Here is a 24,615-nt window from a genome sequence, read left to right on the forward strand (position 1 = left end):
CAAGTGAGGCAGGTCATGACTGAGGTTCTCGGTGTGTCGGTGGGGGCCAGTGCTGTGCGCATGGCGCGTCCCGACCTTCGCCTGCACACATCCGGCGAGCGCGAACTCGATTTTCGCCACGACACCGTCGACACCCAGCGGGATCGAGCAGAAGAACTTGCAGCCGAGACCATCGGCGTCGTTCTTGCGCAGAACTACGGCGATCGAGGTGTCGAGGCCACCGGTGTCGCCTACCGAGACCAACAGCAGTTCGGTGATATCCAGCAAGCCATGTCGGTGCAGCGGCTGCACAACTATCGGTTGGTGCCCGAGGCGCGCGCGGCGTTGGCGTATCTCGAAGCGTCCGGCGAGATCGGTGATTTCGGAACCATCGCGCTCTATGACCTGGGCAGCTCCGGTCTGACCATCAGTGTCGTCGATCGCGCTACCGGCGACGTCCTTCTCGCCGAGCGCACCACGGACATCAGCGGGTCGGACTTCGATCGGCTCATCTGCGACAACCAGCTGGCCAAGCAGGGGGTCGACCTTCAGAACTCGGTCGGTGTGGAGGAGTTCACCACTCGATGCCGCATCGCGAAGGAACAGTTGTCGACGTCGGGCGCGGTGTGCCTGCCGGGCGAGAGCGGTGTAATCCTCATTTCCCGCGAATCGTTCGAAGCTCTCGTGACCGTCCCGATCGAATACTCGGCGCGGCTGGTCCGCGACGTGATCACCCGGTCGCCGCAGCGCGTGGATGCACTGTTCCTCGTCGGAGGTGGAGCTCGGATTCCGCTCGTCGAAGCGATACTGCGTTCCTGGACGGGTCTGCCCGTCGTCACTCCCGCCGAGCCGGAATCGGTGGCCGCCAAGGGTGCTGCGCTTCTCGCTACCCCGGTTCGCGACGCACCGGCACCCACGGCACCGCCGGTTCTCCGCAACGGGCCGGCGACTTCCTCCGGGGCGCAGGCGTTGAGCGGGGCCCCCGAGTGGCTCAGCCCGGAACCGGTCGATCGTTCGGTGACGTCGAAGCGCAAGATCAGGGGCGCGGCCCTTGTCGCCGGTGGTCTTGCTGCCGTCGCAGCGTTGGGTCTGACTCTCGGCTACGGCGGTTCCGAGGACTCCACCAGCGCGCCTGCTGACAGCGAGCAACCGCTGACGACGGCTCCGCCGTCGACCTCGCGCACGTCGACCACGACGCTCCCGCCGTCCACGACCGTCGAGGCCCCCGCCCCGGCACCGGCTCCGGTCGAGACCTACGAGGCCCCGGCGTACGAAAGGCCTGCGCCGGCGCCCGCGCCCCCTCCGCCTCCGCCGCCACTGATTCCGGGTCTGCCCGACTTCCAGCTGCCGCAGATCCAGCTGCCGCCGCCACCGGTATTCGAGCTACCTCGCTTCTGACCGGACGCGGTCGCTCAGGCTGCCGGTAGCCGCAGGTGCGCGACGACGCCCAAGTGATCGGAATTCGGAATCGATACCGGGTTCACCTCGATGGCGTCGACGTCATCGCTGGCCACCACGTGGTCGAGCCGAGCAAGCGGACCGGACGACGGAAACGTCCGGAACAGGCCTGCGCCCGACGCATCGGCAGCATCGATGAACCCGTCCTCGGTCAATCGGCGGAACTGACGATGGTCGCCGGTGGCATTGAAGTCTCCCGCGACGAGGACCGTCCCCGAGTACGAGTCCATGAGCCTGCGCATGTGCGCGAGGTCTTCTGCCCATTGGACGGTGTGGCGCGGAGTTGCCGGCGACATCGCATGGAACGACACAAAGGTCAGTTCGACGCCATCGACGACGGTGTTCGCACGCACCGGGACGAAACCGAAGTCGGGGAGAGTCTCACCGTCGGTGAGTGGCGTCCTGCTCCACAACCCGGTGCCGTCGGCGACAGGGAGCGCGGCGGTGAAGCTGTACGGCAGCACGTCCTCGATCCCCGCGGCGGTGAGGTCTGTTTCCTCACTCGGGGTCAACTCCTGTACGGCGAGAAAGTCTGCGTCACTGCTTCTGACTTCGTCGACGATGGCGGCCGCGTCGGCATCGCCGTGCGCCGCATTGATGGTCAGGACCGTGAACTCGGCGCCGGACGCGGTGTGCCGCTCCGCGATGAATCCAGGAATTTGAACAGCGGTGAGTACGACGGTGAACACGACGGCGAGTGCGACTCCGATCCGAGATTTCGCGAGCGCGAAGAGTACGACCGCCAGGGCTGCCGGGAGTGCAGCGAAAGGCATGCCGACGAGCAGCGCAACGAGTGTGATGTCCGTCACCCCCATCTGTCTGGCGACCAGCATCCCGGCCAAGGCCAACAAGAGTGCGGAGCCAACCGCAATGGCTGTTCCACGCATGATGCGTCGCAACTGCGCTCGCCTCCGGTGCTTAGGGCCGCAAGCGGCGTTCGGTCGGTAATCCATTGTCTAGACTCCACATATGCCCAGCTCAGTCCCCATCTGCAAGTGTGGTCACCAGCAAACTGCACATCAGCATTACCGTCGGGGAAGCGACTGTTCTCTCTGTGAATGTCCTCGATTCCGACGTCCCATCCTGTCGATCCTGACCAGGCGGGTCAATCGTTAGCCGAAGTACCTCTTGACGAGCATACCGGCCGAAATTGTGCGATAAACAAACCGATTGATTAGAATCGTGAGTTGAATCAAGGCAATACGGGCAAGTCGGCGTGGGGACCGTGAGCTTGTGATCCGGCGGGAGGCACACAGTCATGAACATGTCGATCGGCTCGACCATCGCCCAGGGAAGCCAGGTAGCCCAGGGAAGCAGCGCGGATCGCCTGCTGGCGTTGCGCCCGGAGGAATACCAGCCACACACGATCCACGCTCACGATCGGGTATGGACCGAGACCAACTGCTACGTGGATCTGTGGATCGAACTTCTTCATTCGCTCGGTGCCGATCCTGTGCCCGCGCTCGCTTTCGTGCTCAGTGCCGACTGCGACGGGAGGCAGTGGGACTTCGTCAAGATGCAATCCGAGGATCTGCGCACCCTGTACGGAATCGACGTCGGTGAGATGAACGTCTGGCGGCCGGTTCTCGCGCACGTCCGAGAAGGCCTGGCCGACGGTGTTCTGCTGACGGTGGAGGTCGACGGCTTCTGGCTTCCCGACACCGCGGGCACCAGCTACCGCAACCAGCACACCAAGACCACGATCGTGCCGAACTCGGTCGACGAGACCGAGAGGGTCCTCGGTTATTTCCACAACCGGGGCTATTTCGAGCTGTCCGGCGCAGATTTCGACGGAGTCTTCAACCTCGCCCCAGAGCCGCACGACGAAGTGCTCCTCCCGTACATCGAGCAGATTCGGGTCGGCCGAAACACCATCGCGGAGGGCGTCGGAGAACGAGATCTGACGGTGGCCCGCGCGCACCTGTCGCGACGACCTCCGGGCAATCCCGTCGACCGGCTCGCCCAGCGCATCGTCGCCGACATTCCCGTCGTGCAAGCGTCCGGACCCGACGCGTTTCATCTGTGGTCCTTCGGGTTGCTGCGGCAGTGCGGCGCGACGGCGGAACTTGCTGCAGACCTGGTGGGGTATCTGGCCGGACGCGGCGCGGATGGTATCGACGACGCGGTGCCGCATTTCCTCCAGGTGGCTCAGGGTGCAAAGGCTGTCCAATTCCGGATGGCCCGCGCATCTCGAGGTCGCGCAGTGTCACTCGACGAGCCGCTCGCGGACATGGCCGCCAATTGGTCAGCGGCGATGAACATCGTGTCGGCGGCGCTGTGACATCCTGCTTTTCGTGAGTACGGACTACCTCGACGGCGTCGAATGGCGGCTCACTGCGACGCCTGCCGGCGCGTGCAGCCATCCCGACGAACTCCCCGCCGATGCTCAGTGGCAGCCTGCCCAGGTGCCGGGCACTGTCGTCTCGTCGATCGAGAGCGTCGGTGACCTGCAACCGGATTTGCTTGATTGGTGGTTCCTGGCGTCGGCGACGGCACCCGAGGGGATCGCCACGACGCTGACCTTCGGGGGCATCGCTACGAGGGCGACCATCTGGATCGGCGGTGTCGAATCAGCGCGGGCTCGCTCGATGTTCGTGCCGGTGTCGATCGATCTCGAGGCGGGGTCCGGCCCCGTGCATATCGCGGTCCGCATCGAGTCGATGGACGCACACCTGAAGAAGAGGCGACCACGGGGACGGTGGCGTTCGTCGCTCGTCGCTCAGCAGGGGTTGCGGCACGAACGGACCACCCTTCTGGGGCGGGCACCGGTGTACGGTCCGCTACCACCGGTTATCGGTCTGTGGCGTCCCGTCGAACTTCGTGAGCGCCCGACGGTGCGCAACATCCGGATGCACGCAGCGGCCCGGGGCACCGACGGCACCGTCCGAGTGCGAGCCGATCTCGGGGCACCTGCGACATCCGTCGTAGTACGGATCGGTGCCGAGAAAATCTCGATTCCCTCGGATTCCGACAGAATCGATGCCTCCGTGGTCGTTCCCGATGTGGCGTTGTGGTGGCCGCACACCCACGGCGAGCCGACGCTCTATCCATGGGAACTCGAGGTCGACGGTAGCGTCGTCGGGTCCGGTGCACTCGGGTTCCGGTCCGTCCACCTCGACCGTGCGGATCGAGCGGTCACGTTGACAGTCAACGGAATTCGAATGTTCGCGCGCGGTGGATGCTGGGTGCCCCCGGATCCGACGCGGATGTGGGTGGACGCCGACCGCATGCGGTGCGAGCTGGAGCGAATACGCGATGCCGGACACAACATGGTGCGAGTCGTCGGGACCTTGGTGTACGAGCAGCGCGAATTCTGGTCTCTCTGTGCAGAATTGGGGATCCTGGTTTGGCAGGACGTCATGGTGGCGACGTTCGACCCGCCGGACGACGAGGATTTCGTCGAGGCCTTCGAGCAGGAGTTGGCCGAGCTGACCGGTCTCGTCGGCGGCAACCCCGCTTTGGCGGTCGTCAGCGGAGGAAGCGAGACCCAGCAGCAACCGACCATGCTGGGTGTTCCAGCCGACGGGCAGTACATGTCGTTGTTGGAGAAACTGATTCCGGAGTTTGTCGAGTCCGAGCTACCCGGCACCCCGTACGTCACCTCGAGTCCGTCGTCGACAACCGGCGAACTACACACCCATGTCGGAGACGGAATCGCGCACTACTTCGGGGTAGGCGGTTATCTACGGCCTCTGTCCGATGTGCGTACGGCGCGGGTGCGGTTCGCCGCGGAATGCCTGGCATTTTCGATTCCCCCGGAACGTCGATCGGTCGAGAAGATGTTCGGATCGGCCACCGTTGCCGGACATCACCCGGACTGGAAAGCTGCGGTGCCACGCGATCGTGGATCGTCCTGGGACTTCGAGGATGTTCGCGATCACTACGTCCGTGAACTTTTCGGGGTCGATCCGCATCTCGTGCGCCGCGACGATGCCGAGCTGTATCTGGACTACGGTCGCGCTGCCGTGTGCGAGGCGGTGTCCGCGTCGTACATGCACTGGCGGAGAACCGACTCCGAGTGCGCGGGTGCTCTGGTGCTCACCCTTCGTGACCTCGTGCCCGGGGCGGGCTGGGGGTTGATCGACTCGGCGGGAATACCGAAAGCGCCGTGGTACAGCCTCGCTCGCCTCAGCAGTGCAGTCGCGGTCTTCCTGGTCGACGACGGCCTCGACGGCCTGACCGTGGAGCTGGTCGTAGACTCGGCCGAACCCGTGCGCGGAACACTCAGGGTGACGCTGCACGGCGCAACCGGCGCAACCGGTGACCCGTACGAATGTCCTGTCGAGCTGGGCGCGCACAGTTCTCAGCGGATGTCGGTGGACCGTGTACTAGGTTCGTTCACCGACGCGGGCCATGCATACCGTTTCGGCTCGCAGACGTACGCGGCCGTATCGGTGGACCTGGTGGACTCCTCCGGAGCCACCCTGGCGCAGGCGGTCCATCTCGTCGGCGCCCGGCATGCCCGCCAGAACGGCATCGGACTCGAAGCTCACGCAGAGCCGGTCGACGACGGTGTGTGGTCACTGACCGTGTCGACACGGTGGGCAGCGCAGTACGTGTGCATCGACGTGGACGGCCTCGAGGTCAGCGACTCGTGGTTTCACCTCGCGCCCGGCTCCCGACGCATACTGACTGTGACGGGGGACAAGGCAAAGGTGACGGGCCATGTGCGCGCACTCAACTCGGTCGAGCGCGCCCAGATCTGCTAGCCCGAGATACGACTCAAGCGACCGCGGGCGTAGCCGAATCCCGCGGCACCGACGCTGGCCACGACAGCGACTGCACCCCAGGCGCGGACCGGATTGCCACGCGCCGCCGCCGACGTTTCACGGCCGACTGCCCGAGGCAGGATCTTCGCGGTGTATGCCCGCTCGGACGACAGTGCGTCCTCCGAACCGATCAGTCGCGCTATGGCAGCCTTGGACACACCCTCGGCGTAGCTCCTCGACAGCAAGTACCTGGGCCGAGTCCGGTCTGCGCTGACAGTGTGATCGACGACGATCGACGGATCGAAGACGATCTCGGCACCCGGATGATTCTGCCGGAGCCTGATGCACAATTCGGTTTCCTCGCACCCGAGCGGAATGCGCCCGATGCGCCCGATCCCGGATACGAATCCACCGAGGGCGACGATCGGCTCGCGGCGGAACGACATGTTCGCGCCCATCAGGTTTCGGACAGCCGAAGTGGTCGTGGGCTGCCCCCTGTACGTACAGCCCACGATCCAGTCCAGTTCGCCCGGTTGCCCTGCCACCGCAGTGGGCAGGAACGCGGGACGTGCATCGGGCCATACCGGATGTGCCGATCCACCTACCGCGTACACGGCCGGATCGGCGTAGTGCGCGAGAAGCGACGACAGCCAGTCCTCGGATCTCGGTGTGGCGTCATCGTCGAGGAATACGACGATCTCGCCGGTGGCTCTGTCGAGCGAGGTGTTGCGCGCGCCGGACAAACCGCGCGGATGCGTGTTCGGGGCGACGGCGACGGTGGAACCGCGCGGTAGGAATTCGATGCGGGCACGCGACAGCAACTCGTCGTTGTGATCGATGACCACGAGCAATTCGGTTGCGGGGTTCGACTGCCGCAGAACCGCATTCACAGCGGAACTGAGATCGTCCCAGCGATCGAGTGTGTACGCGCAGATGACTACCGAGGAAGTCGGGTTGTTCACGCCGACTTTTCTTGCCACGTGATCTCGTCGAGAACGTCGAACGCCTCGAACTCGAGATCCATGTCGGTACGGGAATCGTTGGTGCGGCGATCGGGGCGTGGGATCGACTTCTTGGCCAGCTTGCGCGCCCTCAACCGCTCGGTGAACAAGGTGCGAAGGACACGGAAGCCGTCGGAGAAGGTGCGCAGGTTGCTCTGTCCGTAGATACGAGCGAGTTCGACGCTCGGAACTTCCTGGATGCGAACGCCGGATTCCGCGAAGCGGCAGTTGATGATGGTTTCGATTTCGAATCCATCGCCCCACAGCATCTCGTCCTCGCGGCCCTGCTGATCCACCGGCGGGAGATCGAGAACCGGCACCAGATCGCGCCAGAACGCGTTGTACCCGTAGCAGAGGTCCGAGAACTTCGTGCCGAAGAGAGTGTTGGCGACGAGGTGGAGTCCGCCGTTGCCCGCACGACGAAGGGGCGTGATGTCATGGCTTCCGCCGCCGTCGGTGAAGCGACTGCCTTTGGCGAAGTCGGCCCCGGCGAGCAATGCGTCGACGAAACGCGGGATCTCGTCGGCGTCGGCGGACCCATCGGCGTCGAACATGACGATGATGTCACCGGTGGCGGCCTCGAAACCGCATGCGAGCGCGTTGCCCTTGCCCTTGCGGGTCTGCTTGATGATGCGGATGTCTCCGCGAATCTCGCGGGCGGCGTCGATGGTTCCGTCGATTGATCCGCCGTCGACCAGGACCAGTTCGTAGTCGTGGGACAGCAACGGAAGAACGTGGCGCAGGTTGGCGGCCTCGTTGAGAGTGGGGATGACGATGCTGATGCGCGGATTATGGGAGTTCGACATATCCATTTCCAGACGGGTTGAGGGCAGTGTGTGACCGACTGATCTCAGAAAGCCTGTGTCGCGACCCCCGGCGGATCCACAGAAGCATCCTGCGCCCTGGTTAGGCACGAAGATTGCGTTTTCATCGACTGCCCATAACCTTAAAAGAAGCTATGAGTTTGTCAAGTCCCGATGAAACAAACTGAGTGATTGTTTGGAGACGTTCGTCATACCGCGAGGTCGGTCAGTCCACTGCTCGTTCGAACACGATCGTGTCCGCATCCTGGTAGCGCACTGACCAGGCAGGGTTCGACCTCAACCAGCGCTCGAAGGTGTCCGCTGCCCCGTCCTGGATGAACCCGTAGTACTTCATCGCTTCCAGGGATTGTCTGGTCAGAATTACGTACGAAGGAGTATCGCGTTGTGACGCGTCCCATTCGAATGCTTCCAGCTGCTCGACCGTCGGGAACTCCAACATGTATTCGGCGCCGTAGTAGTTCAGTGGCGCATCGAACATCACGTTGGCTTCGGCTTGTTCGACATACTTCGCGGTCGATCTGATGGGATAGCCCGCCGGATACAACATCGTGAATTGTGATCCCGCAGGAGCACTCTCGACGAGAGCCTGGGTGTGCTCGATCTGAGACCGGTTCTCGATGACGAGAGGCCACAGGCCGAAGTAGCCCTGCAGCCCGAACGTCGCGGCCACTACGGTGCCAACGAACGCGCACGTGAGCGCTGCACGCGCCCCGAGCCTGCGCACTGTGCTACGGGCGGTAGAGGCATTCGCGTCGAGCAGAGCCAGCAGCATCGGCGCGATCAGCAGCACGCAACCGGGAATGGCGTAGAGGTACACCCGGAAGATGGCTTCACCGCCGTAACTCTGTCCGGCGAGCAGACCGATCGACCCGAAGGCCATCACCATGGGCGCCCAGAACGTCTTCTTGGTGCGCCACGCGTACACGATGGACACCATGGCGAGGCCGAACACTCCGGCCGACAATGCTCGACAGATCAGCGACGTCACCTGCTTGCCGAGGATGCCGGGAGCCTGCACGTTGCTTGCCGCATTCTCGACGGGGTCGAACCCCGACAGCAGCCCGTACGGGGCGACGATGTCCAGTCGAGGCACTAGGTAGCCCACGAGTATCAGGGCCAGCGGGAACATCAGCCACCACGGTTTCGCCCGACCGGTCACCAGCAAAACTCCGGTGACCGCGAACAGCCAGTACGGCGTCAGTTGATGACTCGGCACGAGCGCAGCGAACGGGATGATCGCCAGGAAACCGGCAACCCGAAGCTGCGTCGATGCGAGCAGCAGGACGAGAAATCCGACGGCGAGCACGAATCCGAGCGACTGCGGTGCGTAGTAGTCCTGTCCGACCCAGTTGACCAGTTCCGCCAGCATGGCTGCCATCACGGCGACCCGAGGTCTCAGCTTCAGGACACGGGCGAGGCTGTAGACGAACAGCGCGATCAATACGTGGACGAGTGGCGCGAAAACGCGTGCCAGCGACAGAATGCCGAACCCGGTGACCTGGCCGAACCACGCGGTGAGGACGAAGAAGCTCGGCCACTGAGCGTAGATGTCGATGCCGTTGGGCGGCAACGCCCCGAACGCGAGAATGTACTCGGTGACCGCGACGTGCTTGTACGTCCACTCGTACACCGGTGCGCTCGTGACGAAGGTGACGGTCAGTCGCTGCACCAGAATCGCAACCGCGATCGCAGCGACGGCGATGCGAAGTTGGTGTCGGCGGATCGCGATCAAGAACGCTGCCACGACCAGAGCCATACAGATCACCAGGATGGGCCCGGTTCCTGCCGGCAGCAGTCCGAACTGGGAGTATCCAGCTTTCTCGAGACCCGGGAGCGACGGCAGCCACAGCACCACTGTCAGCGCAAGCATCAGTCCGGCGACGTTACGCCGCAGGTACTCCCGGTCCCACAGCCTTGTCAGGCCGACCCTGCATCGATCCGACAGGTGACGGCGCGACAACGTGTGGCGTGCCCAGCTTCGCCACCTGCGTAGATCGGGCCACTCGTCTTTCCTGCGGTACCAAAGCAGCGAGGACCCGAGCCCGGCGAGCGCGACGACGGTGGTGATCCACCGTGGCGACCAGTGGTACCCCCACATCGCGGCCGTCGTGACCAGCGTGACGAGGGCGAGGCTCAACACCGGCACCGCTGCGATGCGCGCCCTCGGCGGGATGTAGACCCACGTCAGGATCGCCGACCCTGGACCGGCGAACACCATGCCTGCGAGCAGGATTGCCCGCAGCGCGGCGGGTAGGGGGAGCATCGACAGCAACGCCGTCGCCGATGCGAGTACCGCGACGTCGGCGTACCGCACCCGAGGCCGGAGGACGTGCGACGCCGCAACGACCGTGCGCGGCCGATACTCAGTCGAGGACAGGCTCACGGCTGACCTCCAGAAGCGGTTGACGGCGACGGCCCTCACGGCGGCTACGACGCAGCGCACCCGGGCCTTTCGCGATGGACAGCAGTTCCATTCTGCCGATTCCCTCGGGTAGATCGGCGGCGAGATCGTCGGGCGGGGATGCAACCTTGCTCATCTTGGCCGACAATCGGATTGCGCTGCCGAGCCTTCGTACGGCCACCCGTGCAGCGAGCGTCGCGGCGCGGCGGTTGGTCGCGACGGTCGTCAGCCAGGCACCGAGGCCGAGTCCGTAGCCGCGAGCCTGCACCGCAAGGGCGTCGGAATCCGCGCGGTGACGATGCCACACGATGGCAGCAGGCTCGTAGACGAGTTTGTCTCCTGCCATCAACACACGGAAGAACATGTCGAGGTCCTCACCGCCGTTGGTGGGAGAGCCGACCCCGAGGGCCTCGTCGAAACCGCCCAGATCGAACATGCGGCTTCGTCGAACCGCGAAGTTCGCGCCAGTTCCGTACATTCCTACCTGGAACGGGAACAGTGGGACGTCCGCGGGTGGATGCGCGAGATCGTAGATGCGAGGCGTGACCGAACTGGCCCATCCGACGCGGCGATCGAAGTAGGCCTGCGCATGCGTGCGGATCTCGCCGCTGGGGACGATGCCCGACACACACGTCACTCGAACGTCCCGGCCGAATCCGCGGGCGATGCTGGAGAGCCACTTGGCGTCCACCGCGACATCGTCATCGGTGAATGCGACGATCGAATGCCGCGCCGCTCGCAGACCGGTATTTCGAGCTCTCGACAGTCCCGCAACAGGTTCGGACACGACGCGCACACGCGGATCGTTCAGCGAGCGGACGTAGGTCTGCGTCGCATCCGTCGGCGACGCGTTGTCGACGACTACGACCTCGAAGTCGGGATACTCGACGGCGAGTACGGAAGACAGCGCGCCCCGTAGATGATCGATGCGGTCGCGCGTGCAGATGACGACCGTGATCGGCGGCTGGGCTGCACTGCGTGCGGGGACAGGACCCGGATCCACGACTTCGAGTGTGCGGACGGCATCGATCAGTTCCCCGGTGTCGAGGCCGAACCCGCTGATCGGTAGCTCCACGAAGCCGAGCGGATCCATCCCGCGTCGCACGAGTAGGCGAGCCCGGGTGTAACCGTCAGAGCAGGCGAGGGCCAGGGTGTCCGGCATTTCCGCCTCGATGTCGACGTCGCCGATCCAGACGGCGCCGGTCCACTCGGGCGGCTGCGTACTGGTCAGGGCAGGCTCGAGATCGGCTGGCTTCGACACTTGGGGTAGATCCTTTCGGGTGGAGCATGGGGGGAAGATCAGTCGGTTCGGTAGCGAACCCAGTCGACGGACATGGTCGCGGGGAACTTCGTCTCCGCGGTCGTCGGTCCCGGCCAATCGCCTGCGACCGCCACGTTGAACAGTAGGTAGAAGGGCTTGTCGAACACCCAGTACTCGGAACCGCCGGTCAGATCATCGGGAGTGATCGTCTTCAGGATCTTGTCGTCCATACCCGTGACGATCTTGTTCGGGGACCGCTCGACCCAGAAGACGTGATAGTCGTCGGACAGCAGAACGGGCGGGTAACCGGCGGCCTGGACTTTCTGGCTCGTCAGGCTGTCGGCCTGCGGAGCGTGAATGCCAGTGTGGTAGTTGTCCGCGTCGTTGAGTGTCTCGATGACGTCGATCTCACCCGAGAGCGGCCACCCCACCGAATCGATATCGGAGCCGAGCAGCCAGAACGCGGGGTGCAGTCCGTCGCCCGCCGGCATCTTGATGCGTGCCTCGACCCGGCCGTAGGTGAACTCGAACTTGCCCCTCGTCGTCACACGTGCCGAGGTGTACCCGTCGGCTGTGTCCAGCGCCGAGATCGACATGTTTCCCGATCCGTCCTGGAACGAGTTCGCCGAGGAATCGGTGTAGTTCTGCTTTTCGTTGTTACCCCAGCCGGTCTGTCCGGTGTCGTAACTCCATTTGTCCGAGTCGAGTTCGGTTCCACCAGCGCCGTCGAACTGGTCGTACACGGTGAAGCCGGCGACTGTGTCGTCGTTCATGATCTTCGATGCGGTGAGATCTTCGGGCGCAGGCCACAACTGCTGGTACGCGACGAACCCGGACACGGCACAGGTGGCCGTGACGACCGCAATGCTCAACAGTCGCGGCCAGAGCTTCGGCTTGGGCGCCGGGTTGAGGCTGGGCGGGGTGGAGTTGGGCTGGGCCAGCCCTGGTGAGGGCAGCCGTGACACCTCGACGGTGTGAGGCATATTGCTCGTTTCGCCGCTGCCGGCGAAATCCTGGCGATGTGTCATCGCCTTCGGTCGCCGTTCGAGGCGTCGGCACGTGCTGCGATCCGGCGCGCCGTTTTGCGGTGGGCGAAGGCCAACACAAGTGTTGCGACGAGGATGCTGTAGACCGCGATGCGTTCGACTGTGCCGATGCCGAGCCCGAAGTGGTGTCCACCGATGAAGAACAGTGCGGCAGTTAATGCGATGCCGCCGAGAGCGGTGACGGTGATCTGGGCCGTGCGATCCAGTGTCCGATGGCCGCCGGCGACGATGATCCCGAGCGATCCGACGACAAGAACGACCATCGCCCCGAAGGAGTGGATCTGGTAGTTCATCCCCTGGTTCACCGTTCCGGCCACGATTCCGCCGAGCCCCGCGATCGACAACAGCACTCCGCCACGAACGTCGAGGACCCCGGTGATCACCCATGCCAGGGCCGCGACCACGAGAGCGGCGTTGAACAGTGCGATCGAAAAGTTCATCAGGACATACAGTTTGCTGCACGGCCAGTTGCCGGCCGGCCCGCAGAATGCGACACCGAGTTCACTGACGAAGTTCGTCCGGTAGCTGTAGAGCCCCCGCCACGTCGCGGACACGACGAATTCGAGCACGACGAGCTGAATCACCGACACGCCTGCCCAGAATCCGACCCGGGCCCACCAGGATGCGTCGGGACCGGTGGCCGTCTTGCCACGTATCGCTGCCCGCACCTGCTGCAGTTGGGTACTCAAGGGGACAACTCCTATGCACTGAGAAGAGCGACGGGATCTTTCATCGCGAGGTCCATTGCGGACTGCACGATGTCACGATCGAAGAAATTGTCGTGGAACGACGCGGATACGTGAAAAGTATCGCGGAGATGCATCGACGTGACGACGATGGTGTCCGGGAAGCTGGGTTCGCTGAGCGGGTAGAACGAGCGCCTGCTCGGATCGTCCGTCCACGCGATGGATTCGAGCTGGCGGAGACGGCCGACGTCCGAGAAGGTCAGATTCGCGCGGGTCGACGTCGGAGCCGAGTCCGTGGCGATGACGGGTAATGACGCTCGGGTCCGCAAGTACATCAATGCGCTGAGTGCTCCCGCGGCCAGCGGACGACCCTTGTCGATCGCGTGAGTGACGTTGCGGTGCACGTCATTGGCATCGGTGAGGTCGACTCCGTCGAAGTCGATGCCGACGGCGAAGTTGCCGAGGACGACGCCGTCGGTGCCACGGAGGTAGCGCCTGCAGTCGAACAGGAATGCCGCCGAGTTCGACGTCGCGATGCCGCGGGCGCGAAACGCCGACGCAACGGCAGCGCTCAGAATCGAGGTGACCGACACATCGGGAAGGTTGGCGTCGCGCCATTCGCGCAGTGACTTCGTCGCCCCGGCAGACGATGTGGCCGCGACGACGGCAGGGGATCGGGTCCACGGGATTCGAGACTCGTCGATCGGTGCGCCGGCAGTGGCCCCTTGGGCAGTGGACCCTCCGGCATGTGGGGACCGAAAGAACTTGCCGTACAGAACGTCGACGACCTTCATCGGGTTGTGAATCATCCAGCTGGCCACTGCGCGCGGCAGCGGACAGCGGACGGTGCGCGCGGTGGCCCACGCAGGGAGTTCGGGCGACTCGGCGGGATCGGCGAGGAAGGCAAACAGTTCGATGGGCAACACCGCGTCGCTCAACCCGTGCGACAGGTCCAGCAGTAGGTACTCGCCCGCCAGTCGAGCGCGCACTGGAACCTCGGTCGAGGCGGAGCGCGACAGTTCGGCGAGCCGGTCGCTGACGTCGTATCTGGTGGCAGCGGCGATCTCGGTGACGTCGTCGCACACAAGGTCTGGTCGGTAGTCCCACTTCCGCGACGAAGAATCCACGCGCAGACCGAGGCGAGCGGCAGGACCGGCGGATGCCAGCCGACCGAGTCGTTCCTTGATGCGAGCGAGCCCGCCGAAGTCGGCCGGGCCTAGTACACAGACGATTCGGGCCTCGGAACGCAGCATGTCTATCGCGCTGGCGGAGTACTTCACTGGGTTCATGGCGTACTTCTTCCCGGTGCCGGATTTCGATAGGGGCTATGCAGGTGGCCTGGACCTGGACCCTGCGGCGACGTACGAATCTTGTGCGAACCTGCCGTGCTGTACTCACGCGTGCGGCCGTTTTGGTACTCGCCCCGCCCCGACGCGGGTGGATCGTCGCGCCCGACCTGCGGCCGCGGCCTCGGTGGGACCGCGCCGCCGGAGGGCGGCGTACCTCCACGCTGGGAGAGCTCGCGGATCCACCGGATCAGCGGAACGATCAGAACGATGGCACCGAATGCCTCCGCTGCGAGATACGCCCAACCGACCGCAGCGATACCCAGCGAGTCCGACAGCGCCAGTGAGCCGACGATGATGATCGACGTGGCTGCCACCTGGACCACTACCGCGAGGCGCATCCGACGCTGGACACGTGCGAGGCCGTCGTAGAGAGATCCGATGACCGACAGCGGGATCGTCACTGCTGCCAGGTGGACGATGATCGTCCCGTGTTCGCGGTACTGCTGGCCGACGATGCCGAGACCGTAGGGAGCGAGGAAGGCGAGGAAGAACGAGCCGCCCAGTGCCACAACACACACCATCGACATGAATCGCTTGGTCAAGCGTCCGAACTGCTCGGGGTTTGCCGCCACTTCGGCTACGAACGGACCGACCAGAACGCTGATGAGAATGTACAGGGCGCTCACGATCGACCAGGTGAGAGAGAAATAGGCGTTGTCCTCGGCGCCGAGGGTCGCGACGACGATCATCGGGACCAGCAGTGGAGCGAGGGATCCGAGCGCGGTGATGCCGTAGGCGGAGCCGAAGTAGGACCACAGTTCCCGTTTCGGGGGCAGGTCAGGGGCTTTGCGGTAGCGCGGCTCGGTGCGCAGATTTCGCAATATCGACCGCAGCACGACGACCGACGCGATGACGGCGGGAATTGCCCACGCCGCAATGATCGAGGTACTGCGTGCGGTGGTGAAGAGGGCGAGGAGCAGCACGAACTTCACGACCGCGTGGAAGATGTTCTTGCCTGCGGCCCATCGCGCCACACCGAGACCGGAGGACGTCTGGTCCTGCAGCGCGAATACCGACAGGACCGCGACGAACGCTGGGAAGGAGAGTATTTCGGCCGTGGTCGTGAACATTTCGTCCACGGGCGCGACGAGGAGAAATCCGAAGCCGAGGATGAATGCGAAGACGGTGACCGTCAGGTAGCCACGGATGACGAACGACCGGGCCAACCATCCGGACACCGGCAGGAAGCGTTCGTACATCGAACCGAGACTGAGGTTCGAGAGCGTGGACAACATGACCGCGGAGGTGATCACGGCAGACGCGCTGCCCACCTCGGCGACCGGATACAGACGCCCGGCAGCGGCCCAGAAGAGCAGACCGAGACCGCCGGTGATGACCGTCGAGAGCATCATGGCCAGCGAGTTGAGGGCAAGGTTTCGGTCGGAGCTCGTGGTATCGGTAGGGGGCGTCTGCTCCAGCGATAGACCCGACGGAGTCGGCGCGGCGACGTACGGGTTCTCGGCCTGGATCTTCTGGATCGGCATTGTGTGCGACATCAGGCCCATGTCCCAATGCACCGGTTCGATTCGATGCCACTCGAGCCGTTCCAGATTGTGATGCTTCGGAGGCGCTACCTTCGGCGCGCGATGCTTCACAGAGGAGCCCAATCCACTGGTACAGGCGGTGCGGGCGCGCTGATCTCTACGTCGAATGCTTCCGACGCCGCGCGCAGAAGTTCACCGCGCACCGTCTCGCGAAGATCGCGTCCGTAGAGCGAGTGGTCGCCTCCTGCGTAGGACTTCACGACGGCTGGAGACGAAGACTGTGCCTTCCTCCTGCGCGTCGCGCGCTTCCCGCGGAGGCGGTTCATCCCTTCCGGTCCACGATTGGCGATGAACCAGTCGGCGTCCGTCGGTGACAGAAGGACAGTCGTGCGGACGTTCTTCGCTTCCAGCTTCCGCAGCGAGATCTCGGGGACCTGGATCAGTCCGCGCGTGCCCAGCCAGAACCACAGCGGATACGGCATCGACGACTGCAGGCTGTTCTTCACCGCGACCCCGACGTCGTGCAGACGGTCGAGTGCGGTGCTGGCGAGTCCGGTGTCCTCGTTGTGCATCGACGCGCGCTTGACGAATTCGAGCCGACGAGTGGTCCAGTCGAGGGTGTTCAGCAGCACGGCGGAATTGACGCCGAGCTCGCGCGCAGCGAAACTCGAATACCAAGAGCCGGAGCACATTCCGGATACCATCACGTTGTGGGGTGAGGTGCCCGCCGCGCGTACGGCGGAAAGGGCGTCCTCGTTGCCTTCGTCGCTGTAGAGCCGGGTGATCTCGTCGTCCTCGACGGCGCCGCTCTCGCCGGTGCCGCGTCGATCGAACCGGAGGGCGGAAACACCGTGCATTGCCAGTGTTCTCGATAGTTCCACCCAGCTGCGGACTGGGCCGACGCGGTGCTCGTTGGCGGTCGGGTAGAACACGACGGTAGGTCCTGCCGGAATGCACTGCCGCGACGTGGTTCTGATGCCGAACAGCTGTGCCGGACCGAGTCGTTCCACTGTTTCCGTGACGGCATTGTCGCCTTCACCTGTCACTGCGGTGTCTCGAAGCGGGACGTGCACGTCCGCGGTGACGCTGTCGAAGCAGTTGCCGACCCATTTGGCGAGGTGCGAGATGTCCTCGGTCGGTAGCACCACCTCGAAATCACTCGGTTCGAGGAACAGTTCGTGCTTGGACAGGGTGTGCTCTTCGGCGTTCTGGTTCTTCACGACGGCTCTGATCGGCTTTGCATCAGCGCGTTCAGGTCTCGTTGCGACGATAACCGGGCACCCGACCGCAGGTAGTTTCGTGGCGTCCAGCGCGCCGAACGCCGGCACGACATCGGGGTTCAGTACAGCGCCGATGATGGACACCCGCGGATCTTCCTCGGAATCCTGGGCGACGCTGACCGAGTACAACGCGCGCTGCTCGTGGAGGTACGACCGTCCTCGCACGACCGGATCCCACAGTACAAGTCCGGTGAGCGGCCCGTTCCGTTCCGCGACCGTCGTCGCGAGCAGCGCGCCGGCGCGCAAACCGACGAGTGCGACGTCTTGGGGTCCGCAGCTACGAACGAACTGCACCGCTGTGTCTATACTGGCCTGCCAGCGTTCTACCGCACCCGCCTCGTCCTGCGCGCCGTGTGAGTCTCCGGTCCCTAGGTAGTCGAAACGAAGGACGAGAAGGCCTGTGGCGCAGAGCTTCTGTGCAAGCAGGGTCAGGCCTCGGTACGAGTCGACCTGCTCCTTTCCCAGCGGCGGGCACAACACGACCGCACCGCGTGCCTGCCCACCTGCCGGTACATGCACGGTCCCGAGCAGGCTCGACGACTCTGCACCGAACCACGTCGAGTACTTGCCCTCGGCAGTGGACGGGGCGGTGTGGGCCGCGCTCGTGTCCGTGCTCCGCACAGCGGTGTCTCGACTGCTCACTGGAAATGTCCTTGTCGTGTTTACGGGTGGTGCGGGTACTGCCGGGCTGTCTGCCTACGCTCGATCAGACTGCGAGTGAGGCCGGCCAGCGACGGCGATCGAGACCGTGAGTACGCAGCATCGCCAACGCGATTCGCTCCATTCCGAATCCGACGCAGGCGCTGTGTGCGGGCTCGCCGTCGGCTGTCCGGATGTCGAAGGTGTGACCGAAGTGATCGCGATGGCAGTTGCACGAGACGACCGCGGTGCCGTCGTCCAGATCTCCGTAGAGCTTGACGACGAGTTCTGTCTTCAGGTTTTCGTTGCGCTGGTTCGCTGCGAGCATCCTGCCGGCGCGCCCGAAGAACGGGTCGTTCGCGATGACCGCCTCGGCTTCGAGTCCCAGATCGGCGAGAACCTGCAGACCGCGGCCCACCCACCGTTCGCGGTGTGCGATTGCCTCGTCGGGCGTTCCGACGCGAACGTACTCGTGCATCCGAAACGCCTGCATGCGAGCAGGATCCACGGCCGGTTCGTGCCGGAAGCAGTATCCGTAGATATCGAGCAGACGGCCCTCGTCGGGCAGTGTGCCGGTCATCATCGAGTACGACGGGTGGCACGCCGCCGACACCAACATCGTGCCCGCGGACTCGAGATGGTGATCCCAATCCTTGCCGTCGGAACGATCTGCCAGCAACGCCGCGTGGGCCTTGTTGTCACCGTCGAATGTGTTGATCGCCCCTGTCAGGTTGGGGAACGAGGCGATGTAGTCGGTGCGCTCGAAGGCCTCCCGAGGGAAGACGGGCGGGAAGCGAAACCGCGGGGCCGAGTAACCGTGTTCTGCGGCACCGGCTGCCTTGACGTGGTCGTCGATCGTGTCGACGATGTCCTCGAACTCGCCTGAGCGTCCGTAGAGCCCTTCGACCGAGCTCGGGACCAGTAGGCCCGCTTCCACCAGTTCTTCTCGGAAACGTGAACGGGCAGTGTCGAGTTCGCTGATGGTAGTTTCCTGCGTCGCGGTCATTACTTCCCCTTGTAGACGAGCGCCAGTTGGGAATTGTGTCCGAGGATCCGCTCGTTGCTGACCATGATGGCCGACCCGTGGGCGTCTCGGAGGTGACGGCCGACGCTGAGATCGCCGTCCTGCCGGTAGCCGGATATGCCGCAGATCTGCAGTGCTTTTCCGACGATGTCGATGACGAGTGTCGACGCCGTCACCTTCACATTGTTGATCTTGACGGCGAACCCGATGGCACCGAGCTCGGCGGGGGAGTCGGCGATGGCCTCGAACTTGGCGGCGGCACCGAATACGGTATCGACCAACTGCTCGTGGACGACGTAGAGCTCGGCAAGTCGCAGCGCAGCAGGAGGCGTTTCGCCGGGGGTGCGGCTCGCGGACTTACGGACGGACTTTCGAGCTTTGGCGACCGCGGCGTCGGCGATGCCGAGCCACGCCGAGCCCCACAGGACGTGTGCCGCGGGCAGCATCGTCTGTGAGGAGATGTCACCGTAGTTGTCGCCGAGGATGTTCGACGTCGTTGCCGTCGCTTCGAGTTGGAACCCAGGGCTGCAGGTTCCGCGGAACCCGAGCGTGTCCCATTCGCCGATCTTCCGAAGCTCGACGTTCGGCTTCTCGCACACGACCAGAACCTGATCGCTCGGCGGACTGTCCTGCGAACGCCGCGCCGTGGCAAGGACGAACTGCGCGTACTCACCGTAGGAGATGACCGGCGCGGTCTTGGAGAGTGTGATTCGCTCGCCGTCGTATTCGACGGCGCAGCTGCTGGTGCGTACGTCACCACCGATGTTGATCTCGGTGGTTGCGGACGCGACGAGGGGCTGCTCGGCGGCAATCCGCCGCAGCAGCGACTCCATGGCGTCGGACTTGCCGTGTCGGACGATGCTCAGGACCTGAGACTGATGCATCACGAAGATCATGGCCGAGGATGCGCACTCGGCGCCGAGAGCACGCGCGGTGTGTGCGAGTTCGGTCAGAGACTGTCCACCGCCGCCGAACTCCGTGGGAATACCCGCAGCGAGTAGGCCTGCCCTGCGCATAGCATCGACCGACTCTGCGGGGAAGCGAGCGTCACGGTCGACTGCGCCTGCGTGCTCACGCAGGACAGCGAGGACCTCGGACACAGCGAGTGTGTCGGTGTCGTAGACGGTGGTCACCGGCGATCAGTCCGTCAGCTGTGCGAGAGCGGCGGCAATGGCGTCGACACTGCCGAAGGTGGACTTCTGCAGCATCGTGTCCGGGAACTCGACGTCGAACTCGTCCTCCAGCGCGATCATGACGTTGACGCTGGCGTGGGAAGTGAGGCCGTTGTCGTAGAGGTCAGCGCTGGAATCGAGGTCCGCCGCCGATACCGGCAGCTTTCCGAACTTGTCCAGAACGTCCCGAACTCGTGCGACATCTTCAGAGTTGAGCGTCTCCATGCGATCCTCCACCGAATCTCGTTGATACCGAGACCGGACGGCCTCGATCGCGACCGTGGGTCGAAGGCTACGACCGTTCGACACCCAGCAGTCTCCCCAGACCCACCCGAACAATATCTTAGATTGTTTTATCGCGTTACCACGAGAGTGTAGTTTGCTCATGCAATCTTTTACAGGCTTTGTGTTCACCTGGGTGTACGTGCCTACGTAGTGTGTCGAACGCCGCATTACTTGCTCGTCGGCGCTCGAGTAGGACAAATCGCACGGCCGCGCGCCAGTACAGTGATCAACAGGTCGGGGTTCGTACAGTCGAAGGAATTTCTAGCCGATGGGTGGAGTCTGCGGCGTGGCCGTGGAGTCGGACGCCGTCCGCATCTCGTACTTTCGGGACGGGCAACGTGTCGAGGACTCGATTGATGCCGAAGGAGCCAGCTGGCACCTGAACGGCAAACTTGTCGACTGCGGACCGTTCGACGATGTCGTACTGACCGGTCGAGACGTCGACGCGGTCTCCTCGCTCCTTGCCTCGCTGGACACTTCGGATACGTCGACGATCCGCATGGTCGGCGAAGGTGCTGCACTACTCGCGTACGCGCGTTCCGTCGAGGTTCTGGCCGACGCCCGCGCACTTCTCGTACTCGATCTCGGTCGGTACGGCACGTCGGCGTTCACCCTCGACGTCGCAGCAGGGCAGGTCACGCGGTCCTCTCGGCGCGCGGCATTGTCGGGCGAGGTGCTCGACGACGTCGTCGAACGTCTCGTCATGAGCAAAGGCATCCTTCCCCCAGCACAGGGCATCGACGCCGAACGCGAGTACCGCGCCTTCTTCCGCGAACTGAAGGAACTGGTCTCCACCTCGGCTGGCGTCCGCGCTCCGGGTAACGGCCCGATGCTGCTCACGCGCGAAGAATTCGAAGAGGCCGTCACGGCGCCGCTTCTGCAGACTCTTGCCTGGGCTGCTCCCGACGAACCCGACGCCGTCCTCCTGATCGGTGGCCAGGCGCGGATCCCGCTGGTCAAGGCTCTCGTCGAGCAGGAGTGGACGGTTCCGCTCGTCCTGCCCGACTCGCCCAACTCCGTCATCGTCGAAGGCGCGGCGCTCGAAGCGCAGCCGTCGGCACCGCATCTCGATCTCGACGGCGAGCCCGAGGAGCACCAGCCAGAGGAGCATCAGCCGGAGCAGTATCCGGGCGGTGAGGACATGGTTCTCACCGTCGACGCGGACGAGGACCTGGAGCCACCGACAACGCCCCTTCGGGTTGTCGCGCCCGCGCCGGATGTCTCTGCGCCCACTCCGGATGTCTCTGCGCCCGCTCCGGATGTCTCTGCGCCCGCTCCGGACGTGGCACCGGCGCCCGCGCCCGTACGCCCTGCTTCCCAGCCTGCTCCCGAGCGATCGCCGTCCCGCCGTCGTATCCGCTGGTCGGTGCGCGACGCTGCTGGGCTGGCCGGGGTGGCGGCCGTCGTGGTCCTGGTGTGGGCCGTGGTCTTCCTTCGGGGCGATACCCCGCCACCGCCTGGGATCGGTGTCGAACCTGTCAGTGGTGCGACGAGCGACATCTCGGTCGCCGAGGGTGTGCCGCCCGCCGAGCTGCCGACAATTCCGCCGCCCGCGCTCCCGCCACCACCGGTTGATCCGCAGGTGATTTCCGGTGAGGTGGACAGCGAGGACAGCACGCTGGAGACCGACGGCACCGAACTCGACGACGAGCAGTTCGCCGAAGTCGGTTTCGGCTCCGGTACCGGGCTGGACGTCGGGAATTGACCTTCGGACGCGGAAGGGCCGCGGCGCACCCCACCTGAACTACCGGTAGCGTGGCGAGTCGGACTTACCTTTCACGTCCGACCGCAGACCGTTCGAGTGAGGCATAAACGATGACCGTGTTGCTGGGGGTGTCCATGGGTGCCCACGCCGTGCGTATGGCGCTGCCGCGCAACGGAACGGCTTTTGCGCCCGCCATGGCGTCGGCTCGCGTGCTCGAGGCTCCACAGCAACTGTTCTTTCGGAATCAGGTCATCGACACCGTTGACGACGACGTGGAGTACCTCGCCGCCGAGTCGATCAGTGCCGTCGCGGCCGAGTCCGAACGGCAGATGGCCACCGGCGTCGCGTACCGAGACGCGCATCAAGCCGACACCCTGCAGAGAGCGCTCGAACATCAGCATCTGCAGAACTACCACCTCGTCCACGAGGTCGAAGCGGTCGTCGAATACCTGATCGCGAGCGGCGAGGCCGCCGGGTACTCGACTGTCGCGTTGTACGACCTCGGTAGTTCCGGTCTCAACGTCAGCGTCGTCGATCTGGCCGCTCGTCGGGTGATCGTCACGCGTCGCAGCACCGAGTTCAGCGGAGATCAGTTCGACGCGATCCTGCGCGACAATCAGCTCGACCGCCTGGGTAAGCCGAGCGATGCGCCCGACATGGACCTGTTCACCCGTCGCTGCCGGGTGGCCAAGGAACGGCTGTCCGGAAACGATGCGGTGTGCCTGCCGGACGAGAGCGGAATGATCCTTCTGTCTCGTGACAGCTACGAGACGTTGATCACCGACGAGGTCGATCGGTCGATCGAGTTCGCGCGCGATGTGCTGATCGGTGCCCACGTCCCGATCGACGCAGTCGTCCTGGTCGGCGGCGGCTCGCGGATCCCATTGGTTCGCAAGCGCGTCGGAGCGTCGCTCGACCTGCCCGCGCTGACCCCCAACGAGCCGGAGTCCGTCGCCGCGCGAGGTGCCGCGCTGTCGGCGAGGCCGGCCGAGGGCCAGGTGGCTGCCCGCCCGCGCCCGCCGGTGGCAGCCATGGTCGGTAACGGAATCGGTGATCGTACGGCTCCGGTATCGCCGAGGCCGACGGACGCGACGCCGACCATTTCCATCTCGCGCGACAGTCTCCCGACTGCGCTGCCACCCGTGCCCCCGAGTTCGCCGCCTCCTAGTTCGCCGCCCCCGAGCGAATCGCCGGAGGAGCCCGCGGGTTCTTCCCATTTCGCGCTGCAGAACGTGTACTGGTTGGAGGCGGACTACGAGGACGATGACGGGGATACCGTTGCCGAGTACACGCGTCGTCGAGTGCGTGCCTGGTCGGTCGTCGGAGTTGTCGCAGCGGCCATCGTCGCGTTGTCCGGCTTTCTGCTGTTGCGGCCGAGCAGCTCACCGACCGTCGTCGACACCGCAGTCACCGATGCGCCTGCACCGAGCGTGGCAGCCACGACGCCACCGGCATCGTCGGTTCCGAGCGCGCCGGTGGTTCCGGTCGCTCCGCCGCCACCCGAGACGACTGCGGCCGCGGTTCCAGTCGAGCCCGAGCCTACGGCTGCACCGCAGCCGACCGCGGTGCAGACCACGCAGGAACCAGCGCCCGCGCCGACCCAGCAAGCGCCTCCGCCGGCTCCTGAGCCACCTCCGTTGATCCCCGGTCTGCCCGACTTCACGTTGCCGACCATCCCGCCGCTGTTCCCGCCTGCGCCCTAGGTCCCGGGTCGCGACGCGCTGTTTCGGGGGCGAACGTGCTCGAAGATCAGAATCGTTTCCGTGGCGGAGACGGCTGGATGTGCGCTCAGGTTGTCGACCACGAAGTTTCGTAGCGCTGCAGTGTCCACCGTCGCGATCTGAACGAGGAAGTCGTCGGCGCCGGCGATGAAGTAGATGTTCTGCACTTCCTCGAGGGCAGCGATCTGTTTGCCGAACTCGCTGATTCGTTTGCGGGCGTCGGCTTGGAGTCGCACGGAGATCATGGCCTGAATGCCTTGCCCGAGCGCCTCTGGGTCGATTTCTGCGTGGAAGCCGCGGATGACACCTCGTTCGACAAGCGAACGGACGCGTCCCAGGGCAGTCGACGGTGCGATCCCGGCAGCGGCGGCGAGCGCGTTGTTGGGAATTCGGGCGTCCCGGCGCAGTTCGTCGATCAAAATGTGGTCGATCTTGTCGAGCTGCACGTGCCGAACATCATTCGATGGGTGGGTGTTCTTACGACCCGAAGATGCATTATTGACCGACATTGCCAGAGTCTACAGAATTTTATTCACATCTGTTGTCGTGTTTCTGCATTTAATTCATAGTTGTGACAATCCCCCGAGCAGG

General features: G+C 64.6%; 19 protein-coding genes. 5 read left to right on the forward strand and 14 right to left on the reverse strand.

The features are described 5' to 3' along the window. Positions 1 to 15 precede the first annotated feature (15 nt). Positions 16 to 1,377: an Hsp70 family protein gene (locus WDS16_RS26000; RefSeq protein ID WP_338888907.1), complete on the forward strand. Its 1,362-nt coding sequence runs from the start codon at positions 16 to 18 to the stop codon at positions 1,375 to 1,377. Between the two features lie 14 nt (positions 1,378 to 1,391). Here WDS16_RS26000 and WDS16_RS26005 read toward each other — a convergent pair whose 3' ends face one another. Next, positions 1,392 to 2,324 (reverse strand): endonuclease/exonuclease/phosphatase family protein, encoded by a 933-nt coding sequence (locus WDS16_RS26005; RefSeq protein ID WP_338888909.1) that lies wholly within the window; start codon positions 2,322 to 2,324, stop codon positions 1,392 to 1,394. 377 nt (positions 2,325 to 2,701) lie between these two features. Between WDS16_RS26005 and WDS16_RS26010 the strand changes: the two genes are divergently transcribed. Continuing rightward, complete coding sequence (locus WDS16_RS26010) at positions 2,702 to 3,718, forward strand: DUF1839 family protein (protein WP_338888911.1); 1,017 nt, start codon at positions 2,702 to 2,704, stop codon at positions 3,716 to 3,718. Between the two features lie 13 nt (positions 3,719 to 3,731). Continuing rightward, positions 3,732 to 6,146: a beta-mannosidase gene (locus tag WDS16_RS26015; RefSeq protein ID WP_338888913.1), complete on the forward strand. Its 2,415-nt coding sequence runs from the start codon at positions 3,732 to 3,734 to the stop codon at positions 6,144 to 6,146. Here WDS16_RS26015 and WDS16_RS26020 read toward each other — a convergent pair. The 12 genes from WDS16_RS26020 to WDS16_RS26075 all read right to left on the reverse strand — a co-directional run bounded on the left by WDS16_RS26020 (position 6,143) and on the right by WDS16_RS26075 (position 20,538). Further along, on the reverse strand, positions 6,143 to 7,126 hold the full coding sequence (locus tag WDS16_RS26020; protein WP_338888915.1) for a glycosyltransferase family 2 protein: 984 nt from the start codon (positions 7,124 to 7,126) through the stop codon (positions 6,143 to 6,145). The genes WDS16_RS26015 and WDS16_RS26020 overlap by 4 nt on opposite strands. Further along, positions 7,105 to 7,953, reverse strand: a complete 849-nt coding sequence (locus tag WDS16_RS26025; protein ID WP_338888916.1) for a glycosyltransferase family 2 protein — start codon at positions 7,951 to 7,953, stop codon at positions 7,105 to 7,107. Before WDS16_RS26025 ends, WDS16_RS26020 begins: the two co-directional genes overlap by 22 nt. A 223-nt stretch (positions 7,954 to 8,176) precedes the next feature. Continuing rightward, positions 8,177 to 10,354 (reverse strand): hypothetical protein, encoded by a 2,178-nt coding sequence (locus tag WDS16_RS26030; RefSeq protein WP_338888918.1) that lies wholly within the window; start codon positions 10,352 to 10,354, stop codon positions 8,177 to 8,179. Beyond that, the gene (locus WDS16_RS26035; protein WP_338888920.1) at positions 10,335 to 11,633 is read right to left on the reverse strand and encodes a glycosyltransferase family 2 protein; all 1,299 of its coding nucleotides are present in this window, start codon (positions 11,631 to 11,633) and stop codon (positions 10,335 to 10,337) included. The genes WDS16_RS26030 and WDS16_RS26035 overlap by 20 nt, the downstream gene beginning before the upstream one ends. A 38-nt stretch (positions 11,634 to 11,671) precedes the next feature. Beyond that, entirely contained in the window at positions 11,672 to 12,616 is a 945-nt protein-coding gene (locus WDS16_RS26040) for a glycoside hydrolase family 16 protein (RefSeq protein ID WP_338888921.1), read from the reverse strand. A gap of 41 nt (positions 12,617 to 12,657) precedes the next feature. Further along, positions 12,658 to 13,368, reverse strand: coding sequence for a hypothetical protein (locus WDS16_RS26045; RefSeq protein WP_338888923.1), 711 nt, complete (start codon positions 13,366 to 13,368; stop codon positions 12,658 to 12,660). Positions 13,369 to 13,379: 11 nt separating this feature from the next. After that, positions 13,380 to 14,654, reverse strand: a complete 1,275-nt coding sequence (locus WDS16_RS26050) for a hypothetical protein (RefSeq protein WP_338888925.1) — start codon at positions 14,652 to 14,654, stop codon at positions 13,380 to 13,382. After that, on the reverse strand, positions 14,651 to 16,210 hold the full coding sequence (locus WDS16_RS26055) for a lipopolysaccharide biosynthesis protein (protein WP_338888927.1): 1,560 nt from the start codon (positions 16,208 to 16,210) through the stop codon (positions 14,651 to 14,653). The genes WDS16_RS26050 and WDS16_RS26055 overlap by 4 nt, the downstream gene beginning before the upstream one ends. Before the next feature lie 95 nt (positions 16,211 to 16,305). Beyond that, entirely contained in the window at positions 16,306 to 18,120 is a 1,815-nt protein-coding gene (locus tag WDS16_RS26060; RefSeq protein WP_338888929.1) for a serine aminopeptidase domain-containing protein, read from the reverse strand. A 64-nt stretch (positions 18,121 to 18,184) separates the two neighbouring features. After that, on the reverse strand, positions 18,185 to 19,123 hold the full coding sequence (locus WDS16_RS26065; RefSeq protein ID WP_338888931.1) for an amino acid--[acyl-carrier-protein] ligase: 939 nt from the start codon (positions 19,121 to 19,123) through the stop codon (positions 18,185 to 18,187). Beyond that, the gene (locus WDS16_RS26070) at positions 19,123 to 20,274 is read right to left on the reverse strand and encodes an acyl-CoA dehydrogenase family protein (protein WP_338888932.1); all 1,152 of its coding nucleotides are present in this window, start codon (positions 20,272 to 20,274) and stop codon (positions 19,123 to 19,125) included. The genes WDS16_RS26065 and WDS16_RS26070 overlap by 1 nt, the downstream gene beginning before the upstream one ends. Positions 20,275 to 20,280: 6 nt before the next feature. Then, positions 20,281 to 20,538, reverse strand: coding sequence for an acyl carrier protein (locus tag WDS16_RS26075; RefSeq protein ID WP_068372947.1), 258 nt, complete (start codon positions 20,536 to 20,538; stop codon positions 20,281 to 20,283). 346 nt (positions 20,539 to 20,884) lie between these two features. Here WDS16_RS26075 and WDS16_RS26080 point away from each other — a divergent pair, with 346 nt between their 5' ends. After that, complete coding sequence (locus tag WDS16_RS26080) at positions 20,885 to 22,303, forward strand: hypothetical protein (protein ID WP_338888933.1); 1,419 nt, start codon at positions 20,885 to 20,887, stop codon at positions 22,301 to 22,303. Between the two features lie 110 nt (positions 22,304 to 22,413). Further along, positions 22,414 to 24,006 carry an Hsp70 family protein gene (locus WDS16_RS26085; protein ID WP_338888935.1) on the forward strand — a complete coding sequence of 531 codons (1,593 nt, stop codon included), beginning with the start codon at positions 22,414 to 22,416 and terminating at the stop codon, positions 24,004 to 24,006. Here WDS16_RS26085 and WDS16_RS26090 read toward each other — a convergent pair. Next, on the reverse strand, positions 24,003 to 24,533 hold the full coding sequence (locus WDS16_RS26090) for an Lrp/AsnC family transcriptional regulator (protein ID WP_338888937.1): 531 nt from the start codon (positions 24,531 to 24,533) through the stop codon (positions 24,003 to 24,005). The two genes, WDS16_RS26085 and WDS16_RS26090, sit on opposite strands and share 4 nt — an antisense overlap. Positions 24,534 to 24,615 lie beyond the last annotated feature (82 nt).

The sequence above is a fragment of the Rhodococcus sovatensis genome (assembly GCF_037327425.1).
Classification (GTDB): Bacteria; Actinomycetota; Actinomycetes; order Mycobacteriales; family Mycobacteriaceae; genus Rhodococcoides; species Rhodococcoides sovatense.